Annotated in this window: 19 protein-coding genes; 16 read left to right on the top strand and 3 right to left on the bottom strand. The window is 47.5% G+C overall.

Translation table 11 applies throughout. The features are described from left to right. The first annotated feature begins 68 nt into the window (after positions 1–68). Positions 69–977: a YitT family protein gene (locus AB4111_RS22120; RefSeq protein WP_253441263.1), complete on the top strand. Its 909-nt coding sequence runs from the start codon at positions 69–71 to the stop codon at positions 975–977. 217 nt (positions 978–1194) lie between these two features. On the opposite strand, the gene cls is transcribed toward AB4111_RS22120, so the two are convergent. Further along, positions 1195–2643 carry a cardiolipin synthase gene (gene cls / locus AB4111_RS22125; protein ID WP_076334006.1) on the bottom strand — a complete coding sequence of 483 codons (1449 nt, stop codon included), beginning with the start codon at positions 2641–2643 and terminating at the stop codon, positions 1195–1197. Positions 2644–2972: 329 nt separating this feature from the next. On the opposite strand from cls, the gene argC reads away from it, so the two are divergent. The 7 genes from argC to argH all read left to right on the top strand — a co-directional run bounded on the left by argC (position 2973) and on the right by argH (position 12372). Continuing rightward, positions 2973–4022: an N-acetyl-gamma-glutamyl-phosphate reductase gene (gene argC, locus AB4111_RS22130; RefSeq protein ID WP_442033233.1), complete on the top strand. Its 1050-nt coding sequence runs from the start codon at positions 2973–2975 to the stop codon at positions 4020–4022. A gap of 129 nt (positions 4023–4151) precedes the next feature. Further along, the gene (gene argJ, locus AB4111_RS22135; RefSeq protein WP_442033234.1) at positions 4152–5390 is read left to right on the top strand and encodes a bifunctional glutamate N-acetyltransferase/amino-acid acetyltransferase ArgJ; all 1239 of its coding nucleotides are present in this window, start codon (positions 4152–4154) and stop codon (positions 5388–5390) included. Between the two features lie 336 nt (positions 5391–5726). Further along, positions 5727–6566 carry an acetylglutamate kinase gene (argB, locus tag AB4111_RS22140; protein ID WP_442033235.1) on the top strand — a complete coding sequence of 280 codons (840 nt, stop codon included), beginning with the start codon at positions 5727–5729 and terminating at the stop codon, positions 6564–6566. A gap of 370 nt (positions 6567–6936) precedes the next feature. Beyond that, complete coding sequence (locus AB4111_RS22145) at positions 6937–8190, top strand: aspartate aminotransferase family protein (protein WP_442033236.1); 1254 nt, start codon at positions 6937–6939, stop codon at positions 8188–8190. A gap of 187 nt (positions 8191–8377) precedes the next feature. Beyond that, on the top strand, positions 8378–9343 hold the full coding sequence (gene argF, locus AB4111_RS22150) for an ornithine carbamoyltransferase (RefSeq protein WP_442033237.1): 966 nt from the start codon (positions 8378–8380) through the stop codon (positions 9341–9343). Positions 9344–9626: 283 nt separating this feature from the next. After that, a complete protein-coding gene (locus AB4111_RS22155; RefSeq protein ID WP_253441252.1) occupies positions 9627–10862 on the top strand; it encodes an argininosuccinate synthase in 1236 nt (411 codons plus the stop codon). Positions 10863–10968: 106 nt separating this feature from the next. Next, positions 10969–12372, top strand: a complete 1404-nt coding sequence (gene argH, locus AB4111_RS22160) for an argininosuccinate lyase (protein WP_124116880.1) — start codon at positions 10969–10971, stop codon at positions 12370–12372. A 197-nt stretch (positions 12373–12569) separates the two neighbouring features. Here argH and AB4111_RS22165 read toward each other — a convergent pair whose 3' ends face one another. Further along, the gene (locus tag AB4111_RS22165) at positions 12570–13349 is read right to left on the bottom strand and encodes an alpha/beta hydrolase (protein ID WP_442033238.1); all 780 of its coding nucleotides are present in this window, start codon (positions 13347–13349) and stop codon (positions 12570–12572) included. 297 nt (positions 13350–13646) lie between these two features. Here AB4111_RS22165 and AB4111_RS22170 point away from each other — a divergent pair, with 297 nt between their 5' ends. From AB4111_RS22170 to AB4111_RS22185, 4 genes are all read left to right on the top strand, one after another. After that, complete coding sequence (locus tag AB4111_RS22170) at positions 13647–14270, top strand: YhbD family protein (RefSeq protein WP_442033239.1); 624 nt, start codon at positions 13647–13649, stop codon at positions 14268–14270. Between the two features lie 14 nt (positions 14271–14284). Continuing rightward, complete coding sequence (locus AB4111_RS22175) at positions 14285–15013, top strand: polymer-forming cytoskeletal protein (RefSeq protein WP_442033240.1); 729 nt, start codon at positions 14285–14287, stop codon at positions 15011–15013. A gap of 34 nt (positions 15014–15047) precedes the next feature. Beyond that, on the top strand, positions 15048–15725 hold the full coding sequence (locus AB4111_RS22180; protein ID WP_442033241.1) for a hypothetical protein: 678 nt from the start codon (positions 15048–15050) through the stop codon (positions 15723–15725). A 78-nt stretch (positions 15726–15803) separates the two neighbouring features. After that, positions 15804–17357 (top strand): DHA2 family efflux MFS transporter permease subunit, encoded by a 1554-nt coding sequence (locus tag AB4111_RS22185; RefSeq protein ID WP_442033242.1) that lies wholly within the window; start codon positions 15804–15806, stop codon positions 17355–17357. Positions 17358–17593: 236 nt separating this feature from the next. On the opposite strand, the gene AB4111_RS22190 is transcribed toward AB4111_RS22185, so the two are convergent. Further along, a complete protein-coding gene (locus tag AB4111_RS22190) occupies positions 17594–19024 on the bottom strand; it encodes a VanW family protein (protein WP_442033243.1) in 1431 nt (476 codons plus the stop codon). A gap of 254 nt (positions 19025–19278) precedes the next feature. Here AB4111_RS22190 and ftsE point away from each other — a divergent pair, with 254 nt between their 5' ends. From ftsE to AB4111_RS22210, 4 genes are all read left to right on the top strand, one after another. After that, positions 19279–19965, top strand: coding sequence for a cell division ATP-binding protein FtsE (gene ftsE, locus AB4111_RS22195; RefSeq protein ID WP_024631580.1), 687 nt, complete (start codon positions 19279–19281; stop codon positions 19963–19965). Continuing rightward, a complete protein-coding gene (gene ftsX / locus AB4111_RS22200; RefSeq protein WP_133386059.1) occupies positions 19955–20872 on the top strand; it encodes a permease-like cell division protein FtsX in 918 nt (305 codons plus the stop codon). Before ftsE ends, ftsX begins: the two co-directional genes overlap by 11 nt. Before the next feature lie 188 nt (positions 20873–21060). Beyond that, complete coding sequence (locus AB4111_RS22205; protein ID WP_091013080.1) at positions 21061–22341, top strand: murein hydrolase activator EnvC family protein; 1281 nt, start codon at positions 21061–21063, stop codon at positions 22339–22341. 135 nt (positions 22342–22476) lie between these two features. Next, a complete protein-coding gene (locus tag AB4111_RS22210; RefSeq protein ID WP_442033244.1) occupies positions 22477–23949 on the top strand; it encodes a S41 family peptidase in 1473 nt (490 codons plus the stop codon). Positions 23950–24002: the final 53 nt, after the last annotated feature.

Consider the following 24002-nt stretch of genomic DNA (forward strand, 5'->3'; position numbering starts at 1 on the left):
TCATTTTATAAGATATAGAGAATATGAATGAACAATTGATCAGTCATAACAAAGGAGAGCACGAGAACATGCAACAACGATCACAATTTCATAATAACCGCAAAAAGAGGTTAACTAGCCTCATCCCCCTTAATGGTCCATGGCGGAATGTGGTGGATACGGTGTCTATCATTTTAGGTTCGTTTTTAATTGCAGTGGCCTTTAATTTATTTTTATTACCGAATCAGATCGCTTCAGGCGGGGTGTCAGGGTTATCAATCCTGGGCAAGGAATGGCTTAATTGGGAACCGGCATATACCCAGTGGGCGATTAACATTCCTCTTCTGATTGCAGGATTTCTGCTCATTGGTAAACAGTATGGAATCCGCTCAGTCCTCGGCAGTATCGTCCTGCCGCTGTTAGTCTATCTGACGAAGGATTGGGCCATTCCAACAACGAACCCGTTGCTTGGTTCACTGTATGGCGGTATTGGCGTTGGTCTGGGGATCGGCATTGTATACCGCGGTCGAGGATCAACAGGGGGCATGAGCATTCTGGCCAGAATCGTACAGAAATACAGTGGACTGAGTTACTCAATCTGTGTGGTGATTATGGATGCTACCGTTATTATTATGGCTGCATTTGTATTATCATTGGAACAATCTCTCTATGCACTGATTGGATTGTATGTTACGGGGAAAGTGATCGATGCAGTAGAGATGGGATTGGGTTTCTCCAAGGTGGCTTACATTATCTCTAACCAGACAGAAGCGATTAGCAAAGTGATTCTGGATGATCTGGACCGCGGTTTGACGAAGCTTGAAGCCAAAGGTGGTTACACCGATGATCAGCGAACTGTCCTGATGGTGGTGGTTGGGCAAAATGAGGTGCCAAGACTCAAAACGTTGATCCGGTCCGTAGACCCGGGGGCTTTTGTTATTATCAGTAACGCGCACGAAGTGCTCGGCGAAGGTTTTAAACGGGGAGAGCATGTGTGAACGGTATGAGAATTAGGTGAGCGAGCCATATAGGTCCATAATTCTGAAAGCTCAAAATAAAAAGCAGGTACGCTCTTCTCTGAGATAACGGAGAGGGAGTACCTGCTTTTCTATTATTAAAAGTTTAATTTAACTTTTAAACGATACAATACGAACGAATCAAGAAATCGTGGAATAACAGTGATGAGAAGGATGTCCTGTCATCGGAGTGTTATCACTACAGAATCGGAGACAGCAGACGGGAAATGGCTTCTTTGAAGCGGATAATCAAACTGCGCTTTTGGTACTCATCAAGTGTCATTTCCCGCGATACATGCAGGTCGTGCTCAAAGGTTTGTACAAGCGCTGTCGCAATCGTTTCATCATACATAAAGGCATTCACCTCAAAGTTCAACCGGAAACTGCGGTAGTCAATATTGGCGGTTCCCACAGATGCAACCAAACTGTCAATGATAAGTGTTTTGGCATGAATGAAGCCATTATCATATATAAATACCTTGGCGCCAACCTTCAACAACTCACCGATATAAGATAACGTAGCCCAATACACGAAAGCATGGTCGGGTTTATTAGGAATCATAATGCGAACATCAATACCAGACAGACACGCGAGACGAATCGCTTCGAATACACTGGCATCCGGGATAAAATAAGGCGTTTGAATCAAGATCGATTGTTTGGCCCCGTTAATCATCTTAAGGTAACTGTTCTTGATATGCTCGGTTTCTGCATCCGGTCCACTGGAGACAATCTGCATGGCAATCTTTCCTGTGCCCTCAATATGAGGGAAATGCGCGGGAACATATGGTGTGTCATGTTGTTTGGACGCTTCATTCCAATCCAGGAGGAAACGGGTCTGCAGCGCATGGACAGCATTCCCCTGAATACGCAGATGCGTGTCGCGCCAGTAACCGAATTTCGAGTTCAAGCCGAGATACTCATCTCCAACGTTAAACCCACCTGTGTACCCCAAGTTACCATCGATGATGACAATCTTCCGGTGGTTCCGGTAGTTCATACGCAAGTTGATCAGACTGAATTTGGATGGGAAAAAGACTTCAACCAAACCGCCTGCTTCGCGCAATTCTTTGAAAAAGCGTTTGGAAACCCGCCGTGATCCAAGCGCGTCATACAGTAAACGAACTTTGATGCCTTCCCGCGCTTTGCGGATAAGTGCATCCCGAATTCTTTTGCCCAGACGGTCGCCTCTATAAATGTAGTATTGTACGTGCACGTGATCCTTAGCCGCTTCGATGTCGTCCAAGAGCCGCTGGAATTTGTCTGTTCCGTCCGTAATGATCTCAACCGCGTTATCTTCGGTCAATAGAGCACCGTTCTGTTTCAGGTTCATATAGATCATGTCCTGGCTACTCTCGGTTGCTTGGTTGCGGAAAGGTGTGCGGTTGTCGTGCAACTGTGTGAGCTGGGCTTCAATACGTTCCTCTAGCCCGAGCTTCTTACGTTCCTTCCACTGGAAAAGCCGGTATCGGGTCAGGTTCTGACCGGTTAAAAGATAAAGTACAAACCCAAACACCGGAATAAAGTTCAAGACGAGCAGCCAAGCCCAGGAAGCGCTGGCATCCTTCCGTTCGAAGAAAACGACTGCTGCGGCAAAAATAATATTCAGGCCCAGGAGTACAATAAGTAAAATGGATTCAATATGCACTATAGTCCCCCACGTCTCATAATGACCATCATGAATCTATTCATATGTCCTTGATTAGCAGGTTAGTTATGAATGAGACCCTGATTGTAATGTTTCCTACTAATACGTATTTTAACAGAAGTATACCTGTTCGTCCCGGATGTTAAAAAAGATATGTTCGGATTGGTGGAAATCCATGTGAAATTGATGATAGAGTGTTGTATTTATATAACCAGAGTCGTATAATAATACACAAATATGCATATAAGCGACGGAATTGCTGTGTTCGGGCTTCATTCATGCAAGGGCATAGCACAAGTAGCGCATACATCGAGATTGGGGGAGCGAGAGTGAATAACAAATTAAAAGTAGCAATCGTCGGTTCCACCGGCTACGGCGGGGTGGAGCTGATTCGTTTTTTCCAGAACCATCCGCAGGTTGAAATCACATCGGTGATCTCATCATCGAGCAGTGGTGAGTCCATCGCAGATGGATTTCCGCATTTGACGGGCGTGATTCACAGGCCACTCGACGGTGTAGATCCGGCTGAAATTGCGAGTCGTGCAGATCTGGTATTCACAGCAACCCCGTCTGGCGTAAGTGCGAAGCTCGTACCAAGCTTGCTGGCAGCAGGGCTTAAGGTCATTGATCTGTCTGGCGATTTCAGACTCAAGGATGGAACGGTGTATGAAGAGTGGTACAAACATCCGGCGCCTTCAGCGGATTTGCTGGAACAAGCTGTATACGGCATGGCTGAGGTGTACGGTGAAAAGGTGAAGGGACAGAATTTCATATCCAACCCAGGCTGTTATCCAACGGCTACACTTCTTGGACTGATCCCTGCAGTAGAGGCAGGCTGGATTGATCCTTCTACTATTATTATTGATGCCAAATCAGGTGTATCTGGAGCAGGACGCGGAACAAGTGTGACAAACCATTATGCAGAGATGAATGAGAATTTCAAAGCCTATAAACTGAACAAACACCAACATATTCCCGAGATCGAACAAGTGCTTGGTGATCTAACGGGTACGCCTGTTACGGTTACCTTTACAACACATCTGGTGCCTATGACACGTGGAATCATGAGTACGATGTATGCAAAACTCGTTGGGGAACACAGCGATCGGGAGATCGTAGATTTATACCGCAAATATTATGAGAACAGACCTTTCGTACGTGTACGTGAACCGGGCATCTGGCCTTCTACCAAAGAAGTGTACGGATCCAACTATTGTGATATCGGATTTGCGGTAGATCCTCGCACAGGGCGTTTGACCATTATTTCGGTCATCGACAACCTGGTGAAGGGTGCATCCGGGCAAGCGATTCAAAATATGAACCTGATGATGGGATGGGAGGAGAACCTCGGGCTGAACATGACACCGGTATATCCATAAGGGATTGGAATTCAGGAGGAGTACTGGAACATTCGGTGTAAAGTGCTTCTCGGAGTCACTTAGGGAGATTGGATCAGGTTAAGCAGGCGGATCATCGGCATATAGCTGAGCGCATACGGGGGATATGATATGGGAACGAATGTGGAGCAACAAAGTTTTACCGTGGTTGAGAACGGAACAATTGTAACCCCTGGGGGGTTCACTGCTGGTGGACTTCACTGCGGGTTGAAAAAAACATCTCGCAATGACATCGGAGCGATCCGCTGTGATGTGCCGGCAACAGCTGCTGCTGTGTATACAACGAATGTGTTTCAGGCAGCACCACTCAAAGTAACGCGTGAAAGCCTGAGCAATGGACGCCTTCAGGCGGTCATCGTTAACAGTGGTAATGCCAATGCATGTACAGGGCAACAGGGTGAAGAAGATGCATATGCGATGCGCTCGGCCGCTGCGCGTGAGTTGGGTGTGGCAGAAGAGGACGTTGCTGTGGCCTCCACAGGTGTCATTGGGGAATTGCTCAAAATGGATGCTGTACATTCAGGCATCACCGGACTTCCATCGCATATGGGCAAGGAGTCTAATGAGGCGGAACAATTTTCACAAGCGATTCTGACAACGGATTTGGTGAAAAAGGAAGCCTGCGTCTCCGTTCTGGTTAACGGTAAGACGGTTACGATTGCGGGAGCCGCCAAAGGCTCGGGTATGATTCATCCGAATATGGCCACAATGCTCGCTTTTATGACCTCTGACGCGGTCATTGGTGCAGAAGCGTTGCAGCGCCTGCTGCGCCAGGCAACCAATCACACATTTAACATGATTACCGTCGATGGCGATACAAGTACGAACGACATGCTGGTAGCCATGTCCAGTGGATATGCAGGTAATGAAGAGCTGACAACAGAGCATCCGGATTGGGACGCTTTTGCAGCCGGCTTCACCTATGTATGCCAAGTGCTGGCCAAAGCCATTGCTCGCGATGGTGAAGGAGCAACCAAACTGGTTGAGGTAGAAGTTACAGGTGCAGTAAGTGATGAATCCGCGCAAGCGATTGCCAAAACCGTCATCGGGTCCAGTCTGGTGAAATCCGCCATGTTTGGCGCTGATGCTAACTGGGGACGGATTATTGCAGCCGTAGGACGTGCAGGGCAACCGGTTAACCCGGATACGGTGAATATTCGTTTGGGAGAGATCTCGGTACTCGCGCAGTCCCGTCCAGTCGTGTTTGACGAAGAAGTGGCATTGGCCTATTTGCAGACGGATACAGTTCGCATTGTGGTGGATCTGCACCACGGCGAAGGAACAGCAACAGCCTGGGGCTGTGACCTGACGTATGACTACGTCCGAATTAACGCTGCATACCGCACGTAATAAGCCTTTGGGACAAAATGTTTACGAAACAGCTCTCTTCTATTGTGAAGCTGGTTTGAAATATTTCAAAAATCATCAATGAAATTTAAACTTGTTATTTGATGTTTGATATATCGCAATAGTAATGGAGAAGACGGAATTGATTCTGTAGAAGCGGAGCGTTCGCCTTTGTCTCCGGATTTCCCCCTATAATAGGGATAATTCAAGAAATCTGGGAGACAACAGCGATCGAAAGAACAATCCGAATTCGGAATGGACTCCTACGAGCCAATGTCATCTTTTAAAAGTGTTGAATTTTATTGAATGTGATTTTTACTAAGAAAGGAGCTTGCCCTCATGAATTCAACAATGCCAAACAAGAGTACCGCAACGGAAGCGAGCACAGAGAAACAGATGTTTGTCATGAAATGTGGAGGCAGCACGCTGGCGGCGTTGCCAGAGTCCTTCTTTGCGGATCTGCGTGATTTGCAATCTCAGGGCACGCAGCCGGTAATCGTGCATGGTGGAGGCCCTGCGATTTCGGATAACCTGGCGAAGCTTGGTATCGAAACCGAATTCGTTAATGGCCTACGCAAAACAACTGAACCTGTGCTGGACGTAGTGGAGATGGTGCTTGCGGGCAGTATCAACAAACAGATCGTGCGCCTGATCCAACGTGTGGGCGGTCGTGCACTAGGTTTATCCGGCGTGGACGGTGGCTTGATTCAGGCTAAACCTGTTACAAACCACGCAGAGATCGGTTGGGTTGGCGATGTCACTGGTGTGAATGCAGAGATTATTCAAGGCATCGTACACATGGGTTACATGCCGGTTATTGCGCCCGTTGGTGTGGATGAAACCGGACAACGCTTCAACATTAACGCAGATACAGCTGCGGGTGCAGTGGCGTCTCATCTCGGCGTAAGTCGGATGATTGTTGTGACTGACGTTCCTGGCATCATGAAGAACGTAGGCGGCGAGAAAAAAGTACTGCCATCCGTATCTGTACAAGAGATTGAGGATATGATCCAAACCGGAGAAATCTATGGCGGCATGATTCCTAAAGTGCGTGCAGCTATTGCATGTATTCATGGTCAAGTACGTGAGGTCATCATCGTAGACGGCAGCGAACCACAGATCCTGAGCCGAGTGCTCGGCGGAGAAATCATCGGAACAAAAATTATCCGTATGCAATAATTATTCTCAGTGCGCTAGGGTCTTCATGGTCTTATATTAAATAAAAAAATATGTGCACGGCTTTTTTATATAAGAAATCTAATATTACACACACAATAACGTAGGGTGCAGAACCAATCTGAAGAATAAAAATGCATAACGGAGAGGACAGAAATAACCTGAAGAAGCGTAGCGTGCGCCTTTATCACGGGATTTTCCCCTTTAAGGGACAATAGAAAAAATCCGGTGATAACAGCGATCGGAAGGTTGTTCTGTCATCGAAGTGGAGTATGCAGGCGTTCAAAAGGTGGTTCTGCAATCGGAGTGGTCTAGTGTAAATCAGGGCTCTTATATGATTGCCGTTGCACCAACCAATAGGAGTGATATGGTGATGGCAAAAGGCAACGAACAGCCAGGTTCTGGCACAGCGGTAGCGGGCGCAGCAGCAACAGGTGCAGCGGCACAGACGGAGAGCTCGCTTTTTCAAACATATGCGCGTTATCCAATCAGTCTGGTTAAAGGTAAAGGCAGCTGGTTGTGGGATGACCAGGGCAACCGTTATCTCGATTTCATGTGTGGGCTCGCTGTAACGAGCCTGGGCCATGCACCGGAGAAAGTCGGCGCCAAGCTGAAAGCTCAGATTGATGAGTTGTGGCATGTGTCCAACCTGTTCCAGATTCCGGGCCAGGAGAAGGCAGCAGCACTGCTGACAGCCAATACATGCGCTGACGCAGTGTTCTTCTGTAACAGTGGTGCCGAAGCGAACGAAGCGGCTATTAAGGTAGCCCGCCGGTATCACCAGAAGGTGAAAGGTACAGATCGCTATGAAGTGATCACATTTGCCCAGTCCTTCCACGGACGGACACTTGCAACATTGACAGCAACTGGACAGGATAAGGTGAAAGAAGGATTCTTGCCATTGCCCGCCGGATTTGTAACCGTACCTTTGCATGACATCCCTGCACTTGAAGCGGCAATTGGACCTAACACGGCAGCGATTATGCTGGAGATGGTTCAGGCCGAGGGTGGTGTATATCCAGTTGAGCCGGAATTCGTCAAGCATGTACGGAAACTGTGTGACGAGCACGGATTGTTACTCATTGTGGATGAAGTGCAGACTGGAATGGGGCGTACAGGGAAACTGTTCGCGCACGAACATTATGGCATCGAGCCAGATGTGTTTACTGCGGCTAAAGGTATCGGCAGTGGTTTCCCTGTAGGTGCGATGTTGGGTAAAGGTTTCCTGCGGGATGCGTTCACGCCAGGTAGCCATGCGACCACCTTTGGTGGAACACCACTTGCTTCATCCGTTGTGATTGCAACCATCGAAACGATGCTGGAAGATCGTTTGCCAGAGCGTGCAGCGGAGATGGGTGAATACCTGATGAGCTCCCTGCGGAATCGTTTGGCAGGCAATTCCTTTGTGAAGGAAGTACGTGGCATGGGATTGCTCGTCGGCATTGAATGTGCTGAGCCGGTAGGTGACATTGTGCTTGCTGGGCAAAAACGCGGTATTTTGTTCGTCTCTGCAGGACCGAATGTGATTCGTTTGCTTCCGAACCTGTATGTGAGCAAAGAAGAGATCGACGAGGCCGTATCCCTGGTAGCCACATTGATTGAAGAGCACGTAGCGGCGAAAGCCTAACATAAAACTGAGAAACCTTTCTGTGTCGGGGCCATTACTGGCCTCGAAGCAGAATGAGATGATGAATCCCTGTAGCCGCGCGGAGAACTTGCGGAAGATGAACTTGAGAAGCACCAAACGCGATGTTAACGGTGCTCTCTTCTGCCCATGCGGGTGCAGGGAACCGGAAATAAGGAGGACATTATAGATGACAGTACAACAGACGGAAAAGATTCAGAAGATTGATCTGAGAGGCCGGGATTTTATCGAATTCACGGACTACACAGCAGAGGAGATTCGTTATCTGCTTGATCTCGCGATTGAGATTAAAGGCAAGCAAAAAAGCGGTGTACCTTTTCAACCGTTGAAAGGCAAAACGATCGGACTTATTTTTGAAAAATCGTCTACACGTACGCGTGTATCCTTTGAAGTAGGTATGTTCCAATTGGGCGGACACGCGCTATTCCTGAGCAAAAATGATATCCAGCTAGGGCGCGGAGAAACAACACATGATACAGCCAAAGTATTGTCCCGCTACCTGGACGGCATCATGATCCGTACCTTTGGACACCATAATGTAACTGAACTGGCAGAGCATGCTGATGTTCCAGTCATTAACGGTCTGAGCGATGCAGCGCATCCTTGTCAGGTACTGGCAGACTTCCAAACGGTGCTGGAGCACAAAGGCAAGCTCGCAGGTCTGAAAATGGCTTACATCGGAGATGGCAACAATATGGCACACTCCCTAATGCTCGGTGCAGCGAAGATGGGTATGCATGTTGCTGTAGCAACGCCAGAAGGTTATGAGCCGGATAGCGCAGTTGTGGAGCAGGCACGCGTTATCGCACAGGAGAGCGGTTCTGAAGTAACTGTAACGTACAGTGCACAGGAAGCTGCGAAAGATGCAGATATCGTGTATACGGATGTATGGGCGAGCATGGGCTTTGAGGAAGAGCAGAAGATTCGTGAGCAGGCATTTGCGGCATATCAAGTGGACGAGGAACTGATGAAAGGCGCGAAGCCGGACTACATGTTCTTGCACTGTCTGCCAGCACACCGCGGCGAAGAAGTAAGCGCTGGAGTAATTGACGGACCGAACTCCCTGATCTTTGATCAGGCGGAGAATCGCTTGCATGCACAGAAGGCATTGATGGCTGCGTTAATGAGCGAATAGAGGCTGTTTGCCTTTATGGGTTGATTTTAGGCGCAGATTTCGCGATGATAGATAAAAAATAAATGATTAATAAGTTTAAACTGAAACATACACAAAAACGGAGATTACAGAAAGAGCCTGTAGAAGCGAAGCGTTCGCCTTTATAACCTAATTTTCTCTTTTTAAAAAGGATTCAAGAAAATTAGGGGATAACAGCGATCAAAAGGTTTTCTGTAGTCGTAGTGATCAGTGGATGAACAAGGGTTTAACTTATAGCAACTGATCTTGGGGAGGACCATCGAACATGGCTAAGGAAAAAATTGTACTCGCGTATTCAGGCGGGTTGGACACATCTGTAATTTTGAAATGGTTGAAAGAAACATATGATGCTGAGATTATCGCCTTCACAGCGGATATCGGACAAAAGGACGAACTGGATGGCTTGGAGGAAAAAGCACTCGCTACTGGCGCTTCCAAAGTATACATCGACGATCTGCGTGATGAATTCGCCAAAGATTTCATCTATCCGATGTTCCAGGCAGGTGCCCTCTATGAAGGACAATACCTGCTCGGCACAAGTATCGCTCGTCCACTGATCGCTAAACGCATGGTGGATATCGCTCGTGCAGAAGGCGCTACAGCCATCGCTCACGGCGCTACGGGTAAAGGAAATGACCAAGTTCGCTTTGAGTTGAACGCGGCTGCGCTGACACCAGACATTAACGTCATTGCACCTTGGCGTCTGGAAGAATTCCGCAACCAATTCCCGGGACGTGCCGAGATGATTGCTTACGCTGAGAAACATGGCATTCCGGTAACCGCATCTGCGGCTAAACCATACTCCACAGACCGTAACCTGCTTCATATCAGCTATGAGAGCGGTGTGCTCGAAGATCCTTGGTTCGATCCAAGTGCGGACGAGAACAAAGACATGTTCCTGCTGAGCAGTGCACCTGAAGATGCGCCGGATCAAGCAGAATATGTTGAGCTTGAATTCGAAAAAGGCGACTGTGTTGCACTGAACGGTGAGCGCTTGAGCCCGTTGCAAGTGATGGAGCAACTGAACGAGCTGGGTGGCAAACATGGTATTGGCCGTGTAGATATGGTTGAGAACCGTTTTGTGGGTATGAAGAGCCGTGGGGTGTACGAAACACCAGGTGGAACAATCTTGTTCACTGCACATCGCAAAATGGAATCCATCACGATGGATCGTGAAGTGATGAACCTGCGTGATAGCCTGATCACACGTTATAGCACCCTGGTATACAACGGTTTCTGGTTCGCACCGGAACGTCTGGCGCTGCAAGCGCTGGTGAGCGAAAGCCAGAAGAACGTTACAGGTACGGTTCGTGTGAAGCTGTACAAAGGCAACATCATCGGCGCAGGTGTGAAAAGTCCTGTCAGTCTCTACAATCCGGACATTGCAACGATGGAAGCTGATCCAACGCAAGCTTACGATCAAGGGGATGCAACAGGCTTTATCCGCCTGAACGCACTTCGTCTGAAAGTAAACTCCGGCGTGGAGCAGAACAAAAACTAATTTCAACCTGCATCGTAGAGCTATATCAATATAAATGACAAGGCAGGCCGTTCTTGCACATCTGGCAGGAGCGGCTTTGTCCATGAGCGAAAGGGGAGTACTCACTGTGAGCAAGCTGTGGGGAGGACGTTTTACAAAACAAACCAATCATTTGGTTGAGGAATATACGGCATCGATTAATTTTGACAAAGCTTTGGCTGAAGAGGATATCCAGGGAAGTCTGGCCCATGTGACGATGCTAGGCAAATGCGGCATTCTTCCAGCGGAAGATGTGGAAACGATCAAAGAAGGATTGATCACCGTTCTGCACAAAATTCGTGCGGGCGAAGTTGAATTCTCCGTATCGGACGAAGACATCCATATGAATATTGAGAAAAACCTGATTGAAACGATTGGCCCTGTAGGCGGCAAATTACATACAGGCCGTAGCCGGAATGACCAGGTTGCAACGGATATGCACCTATACTTGCGTGAGCGCGTGGTTGGATTTGTAGGCATGCTGCACTCCTTGCAGGAAGCACTGATTGGACAAGCGAAAGATAACCTCGATACAATCGTACCGGGTTATACGCATCTTCAACGGGCACAGCCGATTCTGTTCGCCCATCACCTGATGGCGTATGTCTCCATGTTCCAACGGGATGCGGAGCGTCTGATGGACAGTTACAAACGCATTAACATCCTGCCACTGGGTGCAGGTGCGCTCGCTGGCACAACATTCCCGATTGACCGTCATTTTGTGGCGGAACAACTGGGCTTTGATGGTGTGTACGAGAACAGTCTGGACGCAGTAAGCGACCGTGACTTCATCGTTGAGTTCCTGGCGGCAGCTTCGCTGATCATGACTCACTTGTCCCGTCTGAGTGAAGAGCTGGTATTGTGGAGCAGCACAGAGTTTGGATTCGTTGAACTGGACGATGCGTTCTGCACAGGCAGCAGCATTATGCCTCAGAAGAAAAACCCGGACGTTCCTGAACTGGTTCGTGGTAAAACAGGACGTGTGTACGGCAACCTGATTGGTTTGCTGACGGTTTTGAAATCTCTTCCACTGGCATACAACAAAGATATGCAGGAAGATAAAGAAGGCATGTTCGATACGGTAGCGACGCTGGAAGGTGCACTTCAACTGTTTGCTCCAATGATCGCGACAATGACCGTGAACAAGGATCGTATGCGTCAAGCGGTCAACCAGGATTTCTCGAACGCTACGGATATTGCCGATTTCCTCGTAGGCGAAGGCTTGCCTTTCCGTCAGGCGCATGAAGTCATTGGTAAAACAGTGCTGTACTGCATCCAGAACAGCAAGTATTTGCTGGATCTGACGATCGATGAATTCAAGCAGTTCTCACCGCTGTTCGATGAACGCATCTATGACGTACTGCAACCGGAAGCTGTTGTGAACGCTCGTAATGTTTACGGCGGAACAGCTTCGGGTCAAGTCGCCGAAGCCATCGCACGCAGTGAGAAGGTACTGGAGATTACCGAGCAATGGATTACGAACCGCGGTTAATATCACGGTTACTATAGGTATTTGTACAGAAATGACAGTACAATAAAGAAGCAGGCCAGAGAACTTTGTTCTCAACGGCCTGCTTTTTTGTGTTTTACAGCGATATGATGTGGATCATTCCAACGCCATAGCAACGGAAGGTTGTTTTGTCATCGGAATGCCAGTCTTCATTATCTTCATGGGCTACTAATGCTCTACTAATCGCGCTTGGGCAAAGGCAACCATTTCAATACATCTTGGATCTTGGCATCCCAGTAGCCCCACTCATGTTCACCAGGCTCTTCCTGGTATGTCAGTTCGAAGTCCGTCTGTTCACAGGCTTGACGGAAGGTTTGATTATCCTCATACAGAAAATCTTCCGTTCCGCAACATTGGTAGAGCAGAGGCCGCTGAGGCTGGCTCTCTTTTAACAGATGAATCAGATCATTCTCAGTGCCTGCCACCTCTGGTCCGAAAATCCGTTGTAACTCAGCCTGTTGCAATGCTGAGGATGCGTTTCTATCCATATGTGCAGACATATCGAGTGCTCCAGACAAACTGGCAGCTGCCGCATACTGCTCTGGTTTACGAAGGGCCAGCTTAAACGCGCCATAACCACCCATGGATAATCCAGCAACGAAGTTATCCTCACGCTTTGGTGACAGAGGGAAGAAAGAACGAGCAAGTGAGGGCAGTTCTTCGCTGATAAACGTCCAGTATTTTCCGCCTTCGACCATATCTGTATAGAAACTGCGATGTACCTGTGGCATAACAACGGCGATTCCAAGGTTTGCTACATAACGTTCAATCGATGTGCGGCGCAGCCAGATGGAATCATCATCCGATAGACCGTGTAACAGGTACAGGGTTGGGTGAAGACCTTTGCCAGTCACGTTCTCCATACCGATCTGATTGTGGGTTTGTTGCGGCAGAATGACATGCATGCTGGTACTCAGCCCAAGCGTATCGGAGTAAAAATCACATTTAATAAGTGCCATGAGTATAAGAAACCCCTTTCATAAGTTCGTTAACCACGTGTTTTTGACTTGAGAGGATGAGCAGGGATTGCTCCCTAATAGCTTTTAAGTGTCCATATTTAACAGGTTATACGCATTGCTCGTGCAATGCAATAACAAGATGCACATTAAAAAAAATGCAGGAGTATCTCTAAATTGTAAGGTTTCAACAGGCTAAGCCAGATGAGTGGAATGGAGGGAAGATCAACATTGTTACGACGTTGTTTACAACGTAACAATGTTATGTTACACTGATTTCAATATAAAGGGGGACCATATATGACGGATGATTTGATCTCCAAAAAAGAACTGCTGGACCTGACAGGAATCTCCTACGGCCAGTTATACCGCTGGAAGCGGAAAAATCTCATTCCGGAAGAATGGTTTATTCGAAAGTCGTCCTACACCGGTCAAGAGACCTTTTTTCCCAAACAACAGATTTTACTGCGCATTGACAAGATTCTCAATATGAAAGACGGATTATCGCTGGATGAGCTGGCTGACGTGTTCTCACCTACGTTGGGTGAAGTGGAGATGTCTGCACAACAACTGTTAGAGCGAAACATTGTTTCACAAGTCTCGCTGGATCTGTTGAAAGAAGCAGGTCGGGAACAACCGCTATATGCTTTGGAGCAGATCATGATGCTCTACGTCCTTGATAAGCTGTTAATGAGCGGAGATATTACTCGGCAAGAGGGTGCGTTGTTAATCGATGTGATGTCCGAACATTATTATCGTTTTACAGGCAAACCCAGCGAACTGGTGCTTATTCGTAAGATGGGTGTTCCTTCATTCATGCTGGTAACAGCAGGAACGGAGTTTTATTTTGACAATGGTGTGAAGGTGGTTCTTAGGCAGCCGATGGGAACATTTATGGAAGAATTAAAACTCAAATTGGGATAAGGAGAGGGTTATCCATGGAAGAACGGAATAAGATGAATGATCTAAACGTATCGGGTATGAGTCAAACGGCAGGCGGGGAGTTTCACCGTGTATCGATTGATGGCATGGCTAAGGTGAACGGTAATCTGGACTGTACCTCTATGGAAGTGAATGGAACATTGAAGATGCACGGCGCTTTAAGCTCCGAGAGTGCGACGATTAACGGCATGTGTACGTTGAACGGCCCCTTGACCAGTTCGCGTGTTCGTGTGGATGGTATGACAACAATTAACGGAGATCTTCATAGCCCTGAGCTCGAAGTGAACGGGAAATGCACCGTACGGGGACGAGTGGATGGGGAACGAATTGATATTGGCGGCGTGATCGATATTGAAGGTGATGTGCAATGTGAGTCCCTGAACGTACAGGGAAATATCAAGATCAGCGGCTTTCTGAATGCGGGAACAGTGGAGATCAGGCTTCACACCTCTTCTTCGGCTAAAGAGATTGGCGGAGAGCGCATTGATATTCGTCGCAAGGAACAACAAAACGGGTTCTGGAAAAGTATTGGCCTGGGCGGGACTCCATCATTTAAGACATCCTTAATTGAGGGCGATGAGATTGTGCTGGAAGATACCGAAGCTGATATTGTTCGGGGGAGTAACATTTTTATCGGTCGCGGCTGTAACATCAGGCTGGTCGAGTATTCAGGTGAACTTGAAGTAGACCAGGATGCTAAGGTGGGCAGCAGTCAGCGAATTTAAATTTTGGATATGGAGAGAAAGGGATGGGATCGACATGAATAACAATCCTGGGCGTTCTTTGGACAAAAAAATGGATATCAGCATCGTTGGTGATGGCAGTTCTGCTGGGGGCGTGTACGGCAAGATCAAGGTCGTAGGGGACGCATCCTTCAACGACAATCTATCTTGTGATCGCTTCAAATGTACGGGTACATCGGTCATATACGGATCGCTTGAATCCACAGAGATTAAAATTACCGGAACCATTACTTTGACAGAGCGAGCTGTAAGCAACGATGGTGAGGATGGGATTCAGGCATCTGGCCTGCATGCGAAAGCTGAGCTTATCAAAGTGGTCGGTGAGCTTCATCTGTCAGGGGATTGTCAGGCTGAAAATATCAAGCTGAACGGACGCTTGACAATAGCCGGGATGCTCAGCGCTGAACAGATGACACTCAAAATCATGGGTCCGTCCGAGGTCAAGGAAATGGGCGGTTCCATCATCTCGGTGAAGAGTGGCCGGTTGAATGACTTGTTTACGGGAAATAAGTCAATTCTCAAGGCACAGATTATCGAAGGTGACAATATTGAATTAGAAAATACGGAGGCCGAGATTGTGCGCGGCGATAAAATAAAAATCGGTCCTGGCTGCCGGATCGGTACAGTGGAATACCGTTCATCTCTGCAAATTCATCCGCAATCGGAAGTTTTGCTGCAAAGCAATCGGTCCTAGGACTGATTAACGAAAACTTCTTTTCGGATATACTAATGCAGTCATATGAATAGAGCGTGAATGGAGAGATTGAGTACAATGGTTGCACGTAAAAACAGTATTGGATTGGTGCTGGCAGGGTTACTGCTCAGCATACTAATGGCTTCGATGGATAATACCATCGTGGCAACAGCTATGGGGGATATTGTCGGGAAACTGGGTGGGCTCGACAAGTTCGTCTGGGTTACCTCCGCGTACATGGTGGCTGAGATGGCGGGGATGCCAATCTTCGGTAAGTTATCCGATATGTATGGACGGAAGAAGTTTTTTGTATTTGGTATTATTGTGTTTATGCTTGGCTCAGCACTGTGCGGAACGGCAACGTCTATTGTGGAATTGACGATGTACAGAGCGATTCAGGGTATTGGTGCGGGTGCCTTGGTGCCGATTGCCTTTACGATCATGTTTGATGTCGTAGCACCAGAATCTCGTGGTAAATTGGGTGGGTTGTTTGGAGCGGTCTTCGGTCTGTCCAGCGTCTTTGGGCCACTGCTTGGTGCTTATATTACTCAGTATGCGACATGGGAATGGGTATTCTATATCAACCTGCCGCTAGGCTTGATTGCATTTGTGTTTATTGCGTTCTTCTATAAGGAATCTCATCAGCATCAATCCCAACAGATCGACTGGCTGGGTGCTGTAACGCTGATCGGTGCTGTTGTGTGCCTGATCTTTGGTCTGGAACTGGGCGGCAAAACATTTGCCTGGGGTTCCTGGCAGATTCTTGGCTTGTTTGCCGGCTTTGTAGCATTAGCGCTGCTCTTCCTTTTTGCAGAAACAAAAGCCAAAGAACCAATCATCTCCTTCAACATGTTCCGCAACCGGGTCTACTGGTCTAGTAACGTTATTGGTATGTTCAGTGGTGCAGCGTTCATTACAGCATCCGTGTACATTCCCATCTTCATACAGGGCGTACTCGGTGGCAAAGCGACCAACTCCGGTCTTGTGCTGCTGCCCATGATGCTCGGGTCCGTTGTGACGGCGTCCCTGGGCGGGGTGTTGATGACCAAAATCAAATATCGTAATATCATGATTCCTACGTTGGCCTTACTTGTCATTGGACTTGGATTGCTGACTACGTTGGATGAGGGTTCTTCTCTCTGGACGATACGTATTTACATGGTGATGGTTGGTCTGGGTGTCGGTGCTTCGTTCTCGGTACTCAGCAATGCAGCCATGAACGCATTTGAACCGCAAAGACGCGGAGCAGCAAGCTCCACGCTTAACTTTTTGCGGTCCCTCGGCATGACGATGGGTATTACGATCTTTGGTATCGTACAGAGCCAGGTATTTACGCGTAAAATGAATGATGCTCTCGCTGGTTCAGCTGCGGAGACAGGTGGTGCTTCAGCGGGTGGCATGCCTCAGGGAGTGGATCTAACCGATCCGCATGCGCTACTCTCACCAGAACTCAGACAGGCGATTCCGCCTCAGGTGCTGGATACCATCACACATGCTCTATCTTCTTCCATCGTGCAGTTATTTGCCTGGGCTGTGATTCCGGCTGCACTCGCGTTGGTCGCTTCCTTCTTCATGGGAAAAGAGAAGATGGTCGTAGGCGAAGAGCAAGGCGAATACACAGGTGGTCACTAAGCCGTTATGCAGTAAGCTACAAGTTATGGAATATGGGCTAATCGTGGTCTATTAAAACTTGAAAAACTTATGTTAATAATGAAAAGACACACTTCTCACGTATCCTCGAAAGGGAACGGAAAGGGTGTCTTTTTTTTGTTTTCGTATGATTAGCTTACCCGTGAATGATTAAATTACGGATTGAACTCTGTGCATTTTATTATGCTGGTACAAGTGATCAGATGCTTACAAAGGGCCTAAGGCTGTTTCGTATCGCTAATACCATCCTCGACAACAGAAGGTTCTTGTGGATCAGGCAGGCTGCTATGACCGGAGCGAGCAATCAGACGATTCTGAGCTTTGTACGTGTCTCGTGTAATCGTTTTGGATTCGACCACTTTGCCGTCCAGCCTCTTGGTTCTTACCGTCTCGACAATATAACCAGGCTGTCCGTCTTGCAGCACCTGCTGAGCACCATCAGGCAGTACCGCACTGGACACATATTTCACCGGAACACTTAATGTTTCAATGGTGCGAGATTCAAGTGCATAGCTGACGTTCTCCGGGAATGTGCCGAAAAATTTCACCATCAATTGGTGGTTCTTCACTTCTGCATGAATGAGTAAGGATTTTCCGGTGTTGTTCTTGAAGCGAAAGTTAATGGCTCCAGAGGCAAAGGTGGCATCCAGTCCTTTCGGCAAATATTTGACCGGCAGGGAGTGGTTGCGACGCTCAATAATATCAAGACCCGTCAATAGCGCTGCGTTATACACTGTACTTGATACCTGGCAGATTCCCCCGCCAATGCCGGGGGTTAGTCTTCCATTGACAATGACTGGGGCCTCACGAAAGCCATAATCTTTTTCGGCCTTACGGATGACTTTCTCATAATCGAATGTGGCATTCGGTGGCAGAATCATGCCGTTAATCGCTTCCGCCGCTGCGCTGACATTATGTATCCGGCCTTCACTACTATTGCCCAGACCTGTGGAGAACTGGATGATCTTTCGATCAATGCCTTCCTGGCGTAGCGAATCAAGGGTTACTTCAGGCTTCAGCGTATACAGTGGTACCTGGATTAGCAATGGGGCGGGTTTCTCATTCGGGCTCAGTACACTGAAATCCCTGTGCAACTTCGTTTGAATGAGACTTGCGAGTGTTTTCCAATCAATCCGGCGGACACCTTTTTCCGGGATATACTGCACTTTGTCACTTGCGGTTATGCGCCGAACAGCGTTCGCGGGTGTACCGAAGGTTTCTTTTTCCCAAGCAGGGCTTAGATGTTCTTTAAGTGGTTCTAAGTCGTAACTCATATTAAGGGAGAACTCTTTCGGAAAATGATAACGTGCATAAGCACGTTCCCACAGGTTACCTTCCTCCAGCTGCTGTATGGCGGATTCCACACTTTTAACGTTGTAGCTCACCCCCACCTGATCTGCGGTATACGTCATCGTCTGGGGATCGGGTTCAGCCACTTCAAAGGTGACAGGCCAGTCCTCCAGCTTTTGGATCTGTTCGTTCAATTCATGCAATACGTTCTTACGATTGCCTTCCACCAGCATGCCGCCAACATGCACATTCTTGGGCAGCGCAGGCTGGTTCACATACATATACAGCAATCCATATGATGCGGAGCCGATCAAGAGGATGGAGAATAGAACAATGACCGTTAAATGTATTTTTTTCATAACCGTACGCTCCTTTATACTTCTGTTGTTCCCGACTTTGTAACACTTTCTATATATATGATCCAATGCAGGAAAACTTTCGGGTACTCAATAGGTAACAAATTTGTTACAATAAACTTCATATGAATCCATGCTTCACCATCGAAACAGGAACGAAGTGGATTTTTTCCTGATGAAATTCAGGTCTTTTTAAAGGAAATGCCGGGATTGTGTCGAAATGATAATGGCTAACTATGTGAGCAGGAAGTGATGATGTGATAGAAATGCAGGACGTGTGGAAGACCTACGCCAATGGGACCCACGCATTACAAGGGGTGTCGGTGAAGATCGACCGCAATGAATTTGTCTATATCGTCGGTCCGTCCGGCGCAGGCAAATCGACATTTATGAAATTGATGTACAGAGAAGAAGTTCCGACCAAAGGACAAATATCCATTAACGGATTTAATATTGGTAAGTTGAAGCCAAGAAAGATTCCTTATGTGCGCCGCAACATCGGCGTTGTGTTCCAAGACTTCCGTCTGTTGCCGAGAATGACGGCTTTTGAGAATGTGGCATTTGCCATGGAAGTCATTGAGGCGCCTAAGCGGCACATCAAGAAACGGGTCATGGAAGTACTCGACTTGGTGGGGCTGCGCAGTAAGGCGAATCGTGAACCTTCACAGCTCTCAGGCGGGGAACAGCAACGTATTGCCATTGCGCGGGCTATCGTGAATAACCCATCGGTTATTATCGCGGATGAGCCTACAGGTAACCTCGATCCGGAGACGTCATGGGGCATTATGCAACTGCTGGATGAGATTAATTTCCGGGGAACAACCATTGTTATGGCAACCCACAACAAAGATATCGTGAATACGATGCGTAAACGGGTTATCGCCATTGAACGTGGACAGATTGTACGGGATCAGATGAGAGGGGAATACGGTTATGAATTTTAGTACTCTCTTGCGCCATCTGCGGGAGGGATTCAAAAACGTATTCCGCAACGGCTGGATGTCTGTGGCCTCCATCATGTCCATTATTGTGTCGCTATTGATTCTTGGTGTGTTTATGCTGCTGGTGCTTAATGTGAACTCCATGGCGAATCAAGTGGATAGCCAGGTGGAGATCAGCACGTTTCTCGAACTGAATGTGGACGAGAACCTGCGCAACACATTGGAACAAGAAATCAGCGCGATGCCTGAAGTAAGTGAGATTCGTTTTGTTTCCAAGGAAGAAGGACTCAAAGAGTTCCGTGAGCGTCTTGGAGAGAGTGCAGATAACGTGCTTAGCGGTTTCGATGTGGACAACAACCCACTGCCGGAGACCATTGAAGTTGAGGTCATTGAACCGGAAACCGTCACTTTTGTGGCGCAAAAAATCGAAGCTTTGAACGAAAAACACCCGGAGAAGCCAATCATGAAAGTGAATTACGGCAAGGAAACGGTGGAAGTGTTGTTCAAATTTACGAAGCTTGTTCGTAACATCGGATTTATTTTTGTTGGGGGACTGGGTCTCATGTCCATGTTCCTGATCTCGAATACGATTCGCGTAACGATTCTGGCCCGTCGCCGGGAGATCGGAATTATGAAGCTGGTTGGCGCAACCAACACCTTTATTCGTTGGCCTTTCTTTATTGAAGGTGCACTCATTGGATTTATTGGCTCTGTGATTACGGTTGGGGTACTGTTCGTCGGATACAGCCAGTTGATGGCCACGATTGGTCAGGATGTGTTCATGCAGATGCTTAACTTGATTCCGCTCAGCGAAATCTGGTTGCTGTTTGGAACGCTGTTGATCGGACTCGGTGTGCTGGTAGGTATTTTGGGAAGTACACTGTCCATTCGAAAATCACTTAACGTTTAAATTTTGTTTTCAAACGATCAAATTGCAGAATATGTCGAAAAGAATGGTAAAGCAGGTTCATTAATGGACGCTGTTTGACGATATGTAGGAAAGACGGAGTCTTTAAGATTGAAGAAAGCAAAGAACATGCTGTTCACCACCTGTGCAGGTTGCTTTCTTGTGAAATCATAGGATGGGGGATCATCATTTTGAAAAAAACTGCTTCGCTGCTGGCCTTTACGTTATTGGCCAGTTTGACGCTTCAACCTTCTGACGGATATGCCAAGAGTAGCATCAGCGATATTGACCAACAGATTCAGCAACTGGAGAGCAAGGCGGCTTCTGCCAAGCAGGAGCAAAAAAAAGCGGCTTCCAACAAAAAGGAAGCGCAGCATTACAAGAACAAAACCAACGCTTATCTGAAGGTTGTCATGGAACAGATCAATGTCGTTAGTGATGAACTGGCTAGTGTATCCTTGCAAATCGAGAACACGGAGGAAGATCTCCGTACAACGAAGAAAGATCTGCAAGCGGCCGAAGAACGCATCGTTGCAAGGGAAAAATTGTTGGAGTCACGTGTACGCCTGATGTATACAGACGGTGCTGTATCCTATCTGGATGTATTGTTGTCCTCCACCAGCTTCACTGACTTTTTGACCCGTGCGGATTCACTCAAAACGATCGTGGATCAGGATCAGCATCTGCTGGATGAGCACAAAGCGGACAAGCAACTTGTCGTGGACAAAAAGGCAGAATTGGATGTGCAATATGCGGAAGCCAAGAGCCTATATGCACAGAAGAAACAGCGCAAGTCCCAATTGAATGAAAAAGAAGCGGAAAAGCAAGTGCTTCTCGCTTCATATGATGCTAAAATTGAAGAATCAGAAGAGTTGACACAAGAGCAGGAAGACGTATTGATGCAGATTGCCAGCAAACGTTCGGCCCTTCTTCAAGAGAAAAATAAATTGCGTGAACAGCAGGCAGCCGCAGCGGCCAAAGCAAAAGCCGCAGCTGCTGCCCGGGCGAAAGCTGCAGCCAAGGCACCAACCAGAGTCAGCTCGGATAGCAGCAGTGAGGTTACCTATTCATCCGGTAATGGTATCTTCTCAAAACCAGTATCTGGAGGACGTATCTCTTCTGGATTTGGTCCCCGTACCCATCCAATTACGGGTGTAGTGGGTAAAATGCATGCCGGTGTCGATTTTGCTGTTCCTCAGGGAACTTCAGTTCACGCTGCCTCTGGCGGAATCGTGATCATGGCTGAATGGTATAGTGGTTATGGTTATACGGTTATTGTGGACCATGGCGGTGGTCTATGGACTTTATATGGTCACTTGCGTGAGGGTGGATTCAAAGTCAGCAAGGGAGACACTGTAAGCAAAGGGGATACCATTGCTGAGTCAGGAAATACAGGAAACTCCACGGGACCTCACTTGCACTTTGAAGTAAGAGATAACGGTACCGCGGTAAATCCGATGAACTATTTGTAATTATTGCTCCATTAACCGAATGGAAAAAACATATTCCGTACAAGCTAGACATATACTAAGCTGGCATGTTCAGGGAATGGGTCCAAGAAACAATGGAATCGGACACGCTTTAAAACGAAAGGCGGTGACAAACGGATGATGAAAAAAAGATCGGCGCTACTGCTTGTCATTTTGGGTCTTCTGGGTGGTAGTTTGCTAACCCTGGTACTTATGACTTATCCGGGAATAGCGAACCAGACCACAACTGGTGAGGGTCTGCTAGCCAGTGTAACCGGCAGTACGCAGCAGAAGAGCGATTTGAAGAAGATTGAAACCGCGATGGATTTGATCTCAAGCAACTATTATAAAGACGTGGATCAGACCAAATTGATTGACGGTGCGATCAACGGCATGATGGAATCTCTTGGTGATCCGTACTCCAACTATATGGGGCAGGAAACGGCTGCTCAGTTTGAAGAGTCGATCGAAGGTTCATTTACCGGTATTGGCGCAGAGGTATCCTCACAGGATGGAAATGTTGTTGTTGTTTCCCCAATCAAAGGATCACCTGCCGAAAAAGCGGGTATTCGTGCAAAAGACATGATTATGTCAGTTAACGGAGAATCGCTGCAAGGTTTGGAACTGAACAAGGCTGTCAACAAAATCAGAGGTCCTAAAGGCAGTGAAGCGAAGGTACAGGTCAAACGTGCCGGATCTACCGAACTGATTGAGTTTGTTATTGTACGGGATGACATTGATCTGGAGACCGTATATGCTCACATGGAGGATGGCGGAATTGGCGTCATTGCCATTACTCAATTCTCTTTGAATACAGGCGATCGCTTCAAGGAAGAGTTGGCGAAGCTTGAGAAGCAAAACATGAAAGGTCTGGTCATCGACGTACGGAATGATCCAGGCGGTGTATTGCAAGTCGTTATTGATATTGCTGAACAGTTTGTTCCTAAAGGCAAGGTTATTGTGCAAGTCGAAGACAAGAACGGCAAAAAGGAACAAAGCAAATCCAATGGATCAGCTAAAGCTTATCCAGTCACAGTCCTGATGAATAAAGGCAGTGCCAGTGCGTCGGAGATTTTGGCCGGTGCATTACAACAGTCAGCAGGTGCGAAGTTGATTGGTGAAAATTCCTTCGGTAAAGGAACCGTACAGACGAGTTATGACAAGCAAATGGGTGATGGCAGCTTGCTGAAGATCACCATTGCCAAATGGCTCACTCCGAACGGGGACTGGATTCATGAAAAAGGAATCAAACCGGATATTGCGGTTGACCAGCCGGACTATTTCTCGGTGGCACCGATTAATAAAGAGAAGTTACCACTTAAATATGACAGCAATAGCGCGGATGTGAAAAGTGCGCAGACGATGCTGAGAGGACTCGATTTCAAACCGGATCGTGTGGATGGATACTACGACCAGAAGACAGAAGAAGCGGTCAAGGCATTCCAGAAGCAAAAAGGCATTCAGGCTACAGGCCAGATTGACGAGAAAACCGCTGAATCACTGGAAGCGGCTCTGATTGAACGTATTGCCAATCCTCAATATGATGCACAGCTGAAACGCGCGATCGAAAATGTCTCAAAGGATATTTCGTCCGCTGTGTCGAAGCCATAAAGAAGGCTGATTTTCAGCCTTCTTTTTTTCTGAACCGGCTGAAAGAGAGGGGT

It is taken from the genome of Paenibacillus sp. 2KB_22 (assembly GCF_052115745.1).
Classification (GTDB): domain Bacteria; phylum Bacillota; class Bacilli; order Paenibacillales; family Paenibacillaceae; genus Paenibacillus.

Coding starts and splice junctions, on each gene's coding strand:
- AB4111_RS22180 (WP_442033241.1), top strand. CDS start 15,048: ATGAATAACAATCCTGGGCGTTCTTTGGACAAAAAAATGGATATCAGC.
- argF (WP_442033237.1), top strand. CDS start 8,378: ATGACAGTACAACAGACGGAAAAGATTCAGAAGATTGATCTGAGAGGC.
- AB4111_RS22185 (WP_442033242.1), top strand. CDS start 15,804: ATGGTTGCACGTAAAAACAGTATTGGATTGGTGCTGGCAGGGTTACTG.
- AB4111_RS22210 (WP_442033244.1), top strand. CDS start 22,477: ATGATGAAAAAAAGATCGGCGCTACTGCTTGTCATTTTGGGTCTTCTG.
- argJ (WP_442033234.1), top strand. CDS start 4,152: ATGGGAACGAATGTGGAGCAACAAAGTTTTACCGTGGTTGAGAACGGA.
- ftsX (WP_133386059.1), top strand. CDS start 19,955: ATGAATTTTAGTACTCTCTTGCGCCATCTGCGGGAGGGATTCAAAAAC.
- AB4111_RS22175 (WP_442033240.1), top strand. CDS start 14,285: ATGGAAGAACGGAATAAGATGAATGATCTAAACGTATCGGGTATGAGT.
- AB4111_RS22145 (WP_442033236.1), top strand. CDS start 6,937: ATGGCAAAAGGCAACGAACAGCCAGGTTCTGGCACAGCGGTAGCGGGC.
- AB4111_RS22190 (WP_442033243.1), bottom strand. CDS start 19,024: ATGAAAAAAATACATTTAACGGTCATTGTTCTATTCTCCATCCTCTTG.
- AB4111_RS22165 (WP_442033238.1), bottom strand. CDS start 13,349: ATGGCACTTATTAAATGTGATTTTTACTCCGATACGCTTGGGCTGAGT.
- AB4111_RS22120 (WP_253441263.1), top strand. CDS start 69: ATGCAACAACGATCACAATTTCATAATAACCGCAAAAAGAGGTTAACT.
- argB (WP_442033235.1), top strand. CDS start 5,727: ATGAATTCAACAATGCCAAACAAGAGTACCGCAACGGAAGCGAGCACA.
- AB4111_RS22170 (WP_442033239.1), top strand. CDS start 13,647: ATGACGGATGATTTGATCTCCAAAAAAGAACTGCTGGACCTGACAGGA.
- AB4111_RS22155 (WP_253441252.1), top strand. CDS start 9,627: ATGGCTAAGGAAAAAATTGTACTCGCGTATTCAGGCGGGTTGGACACA.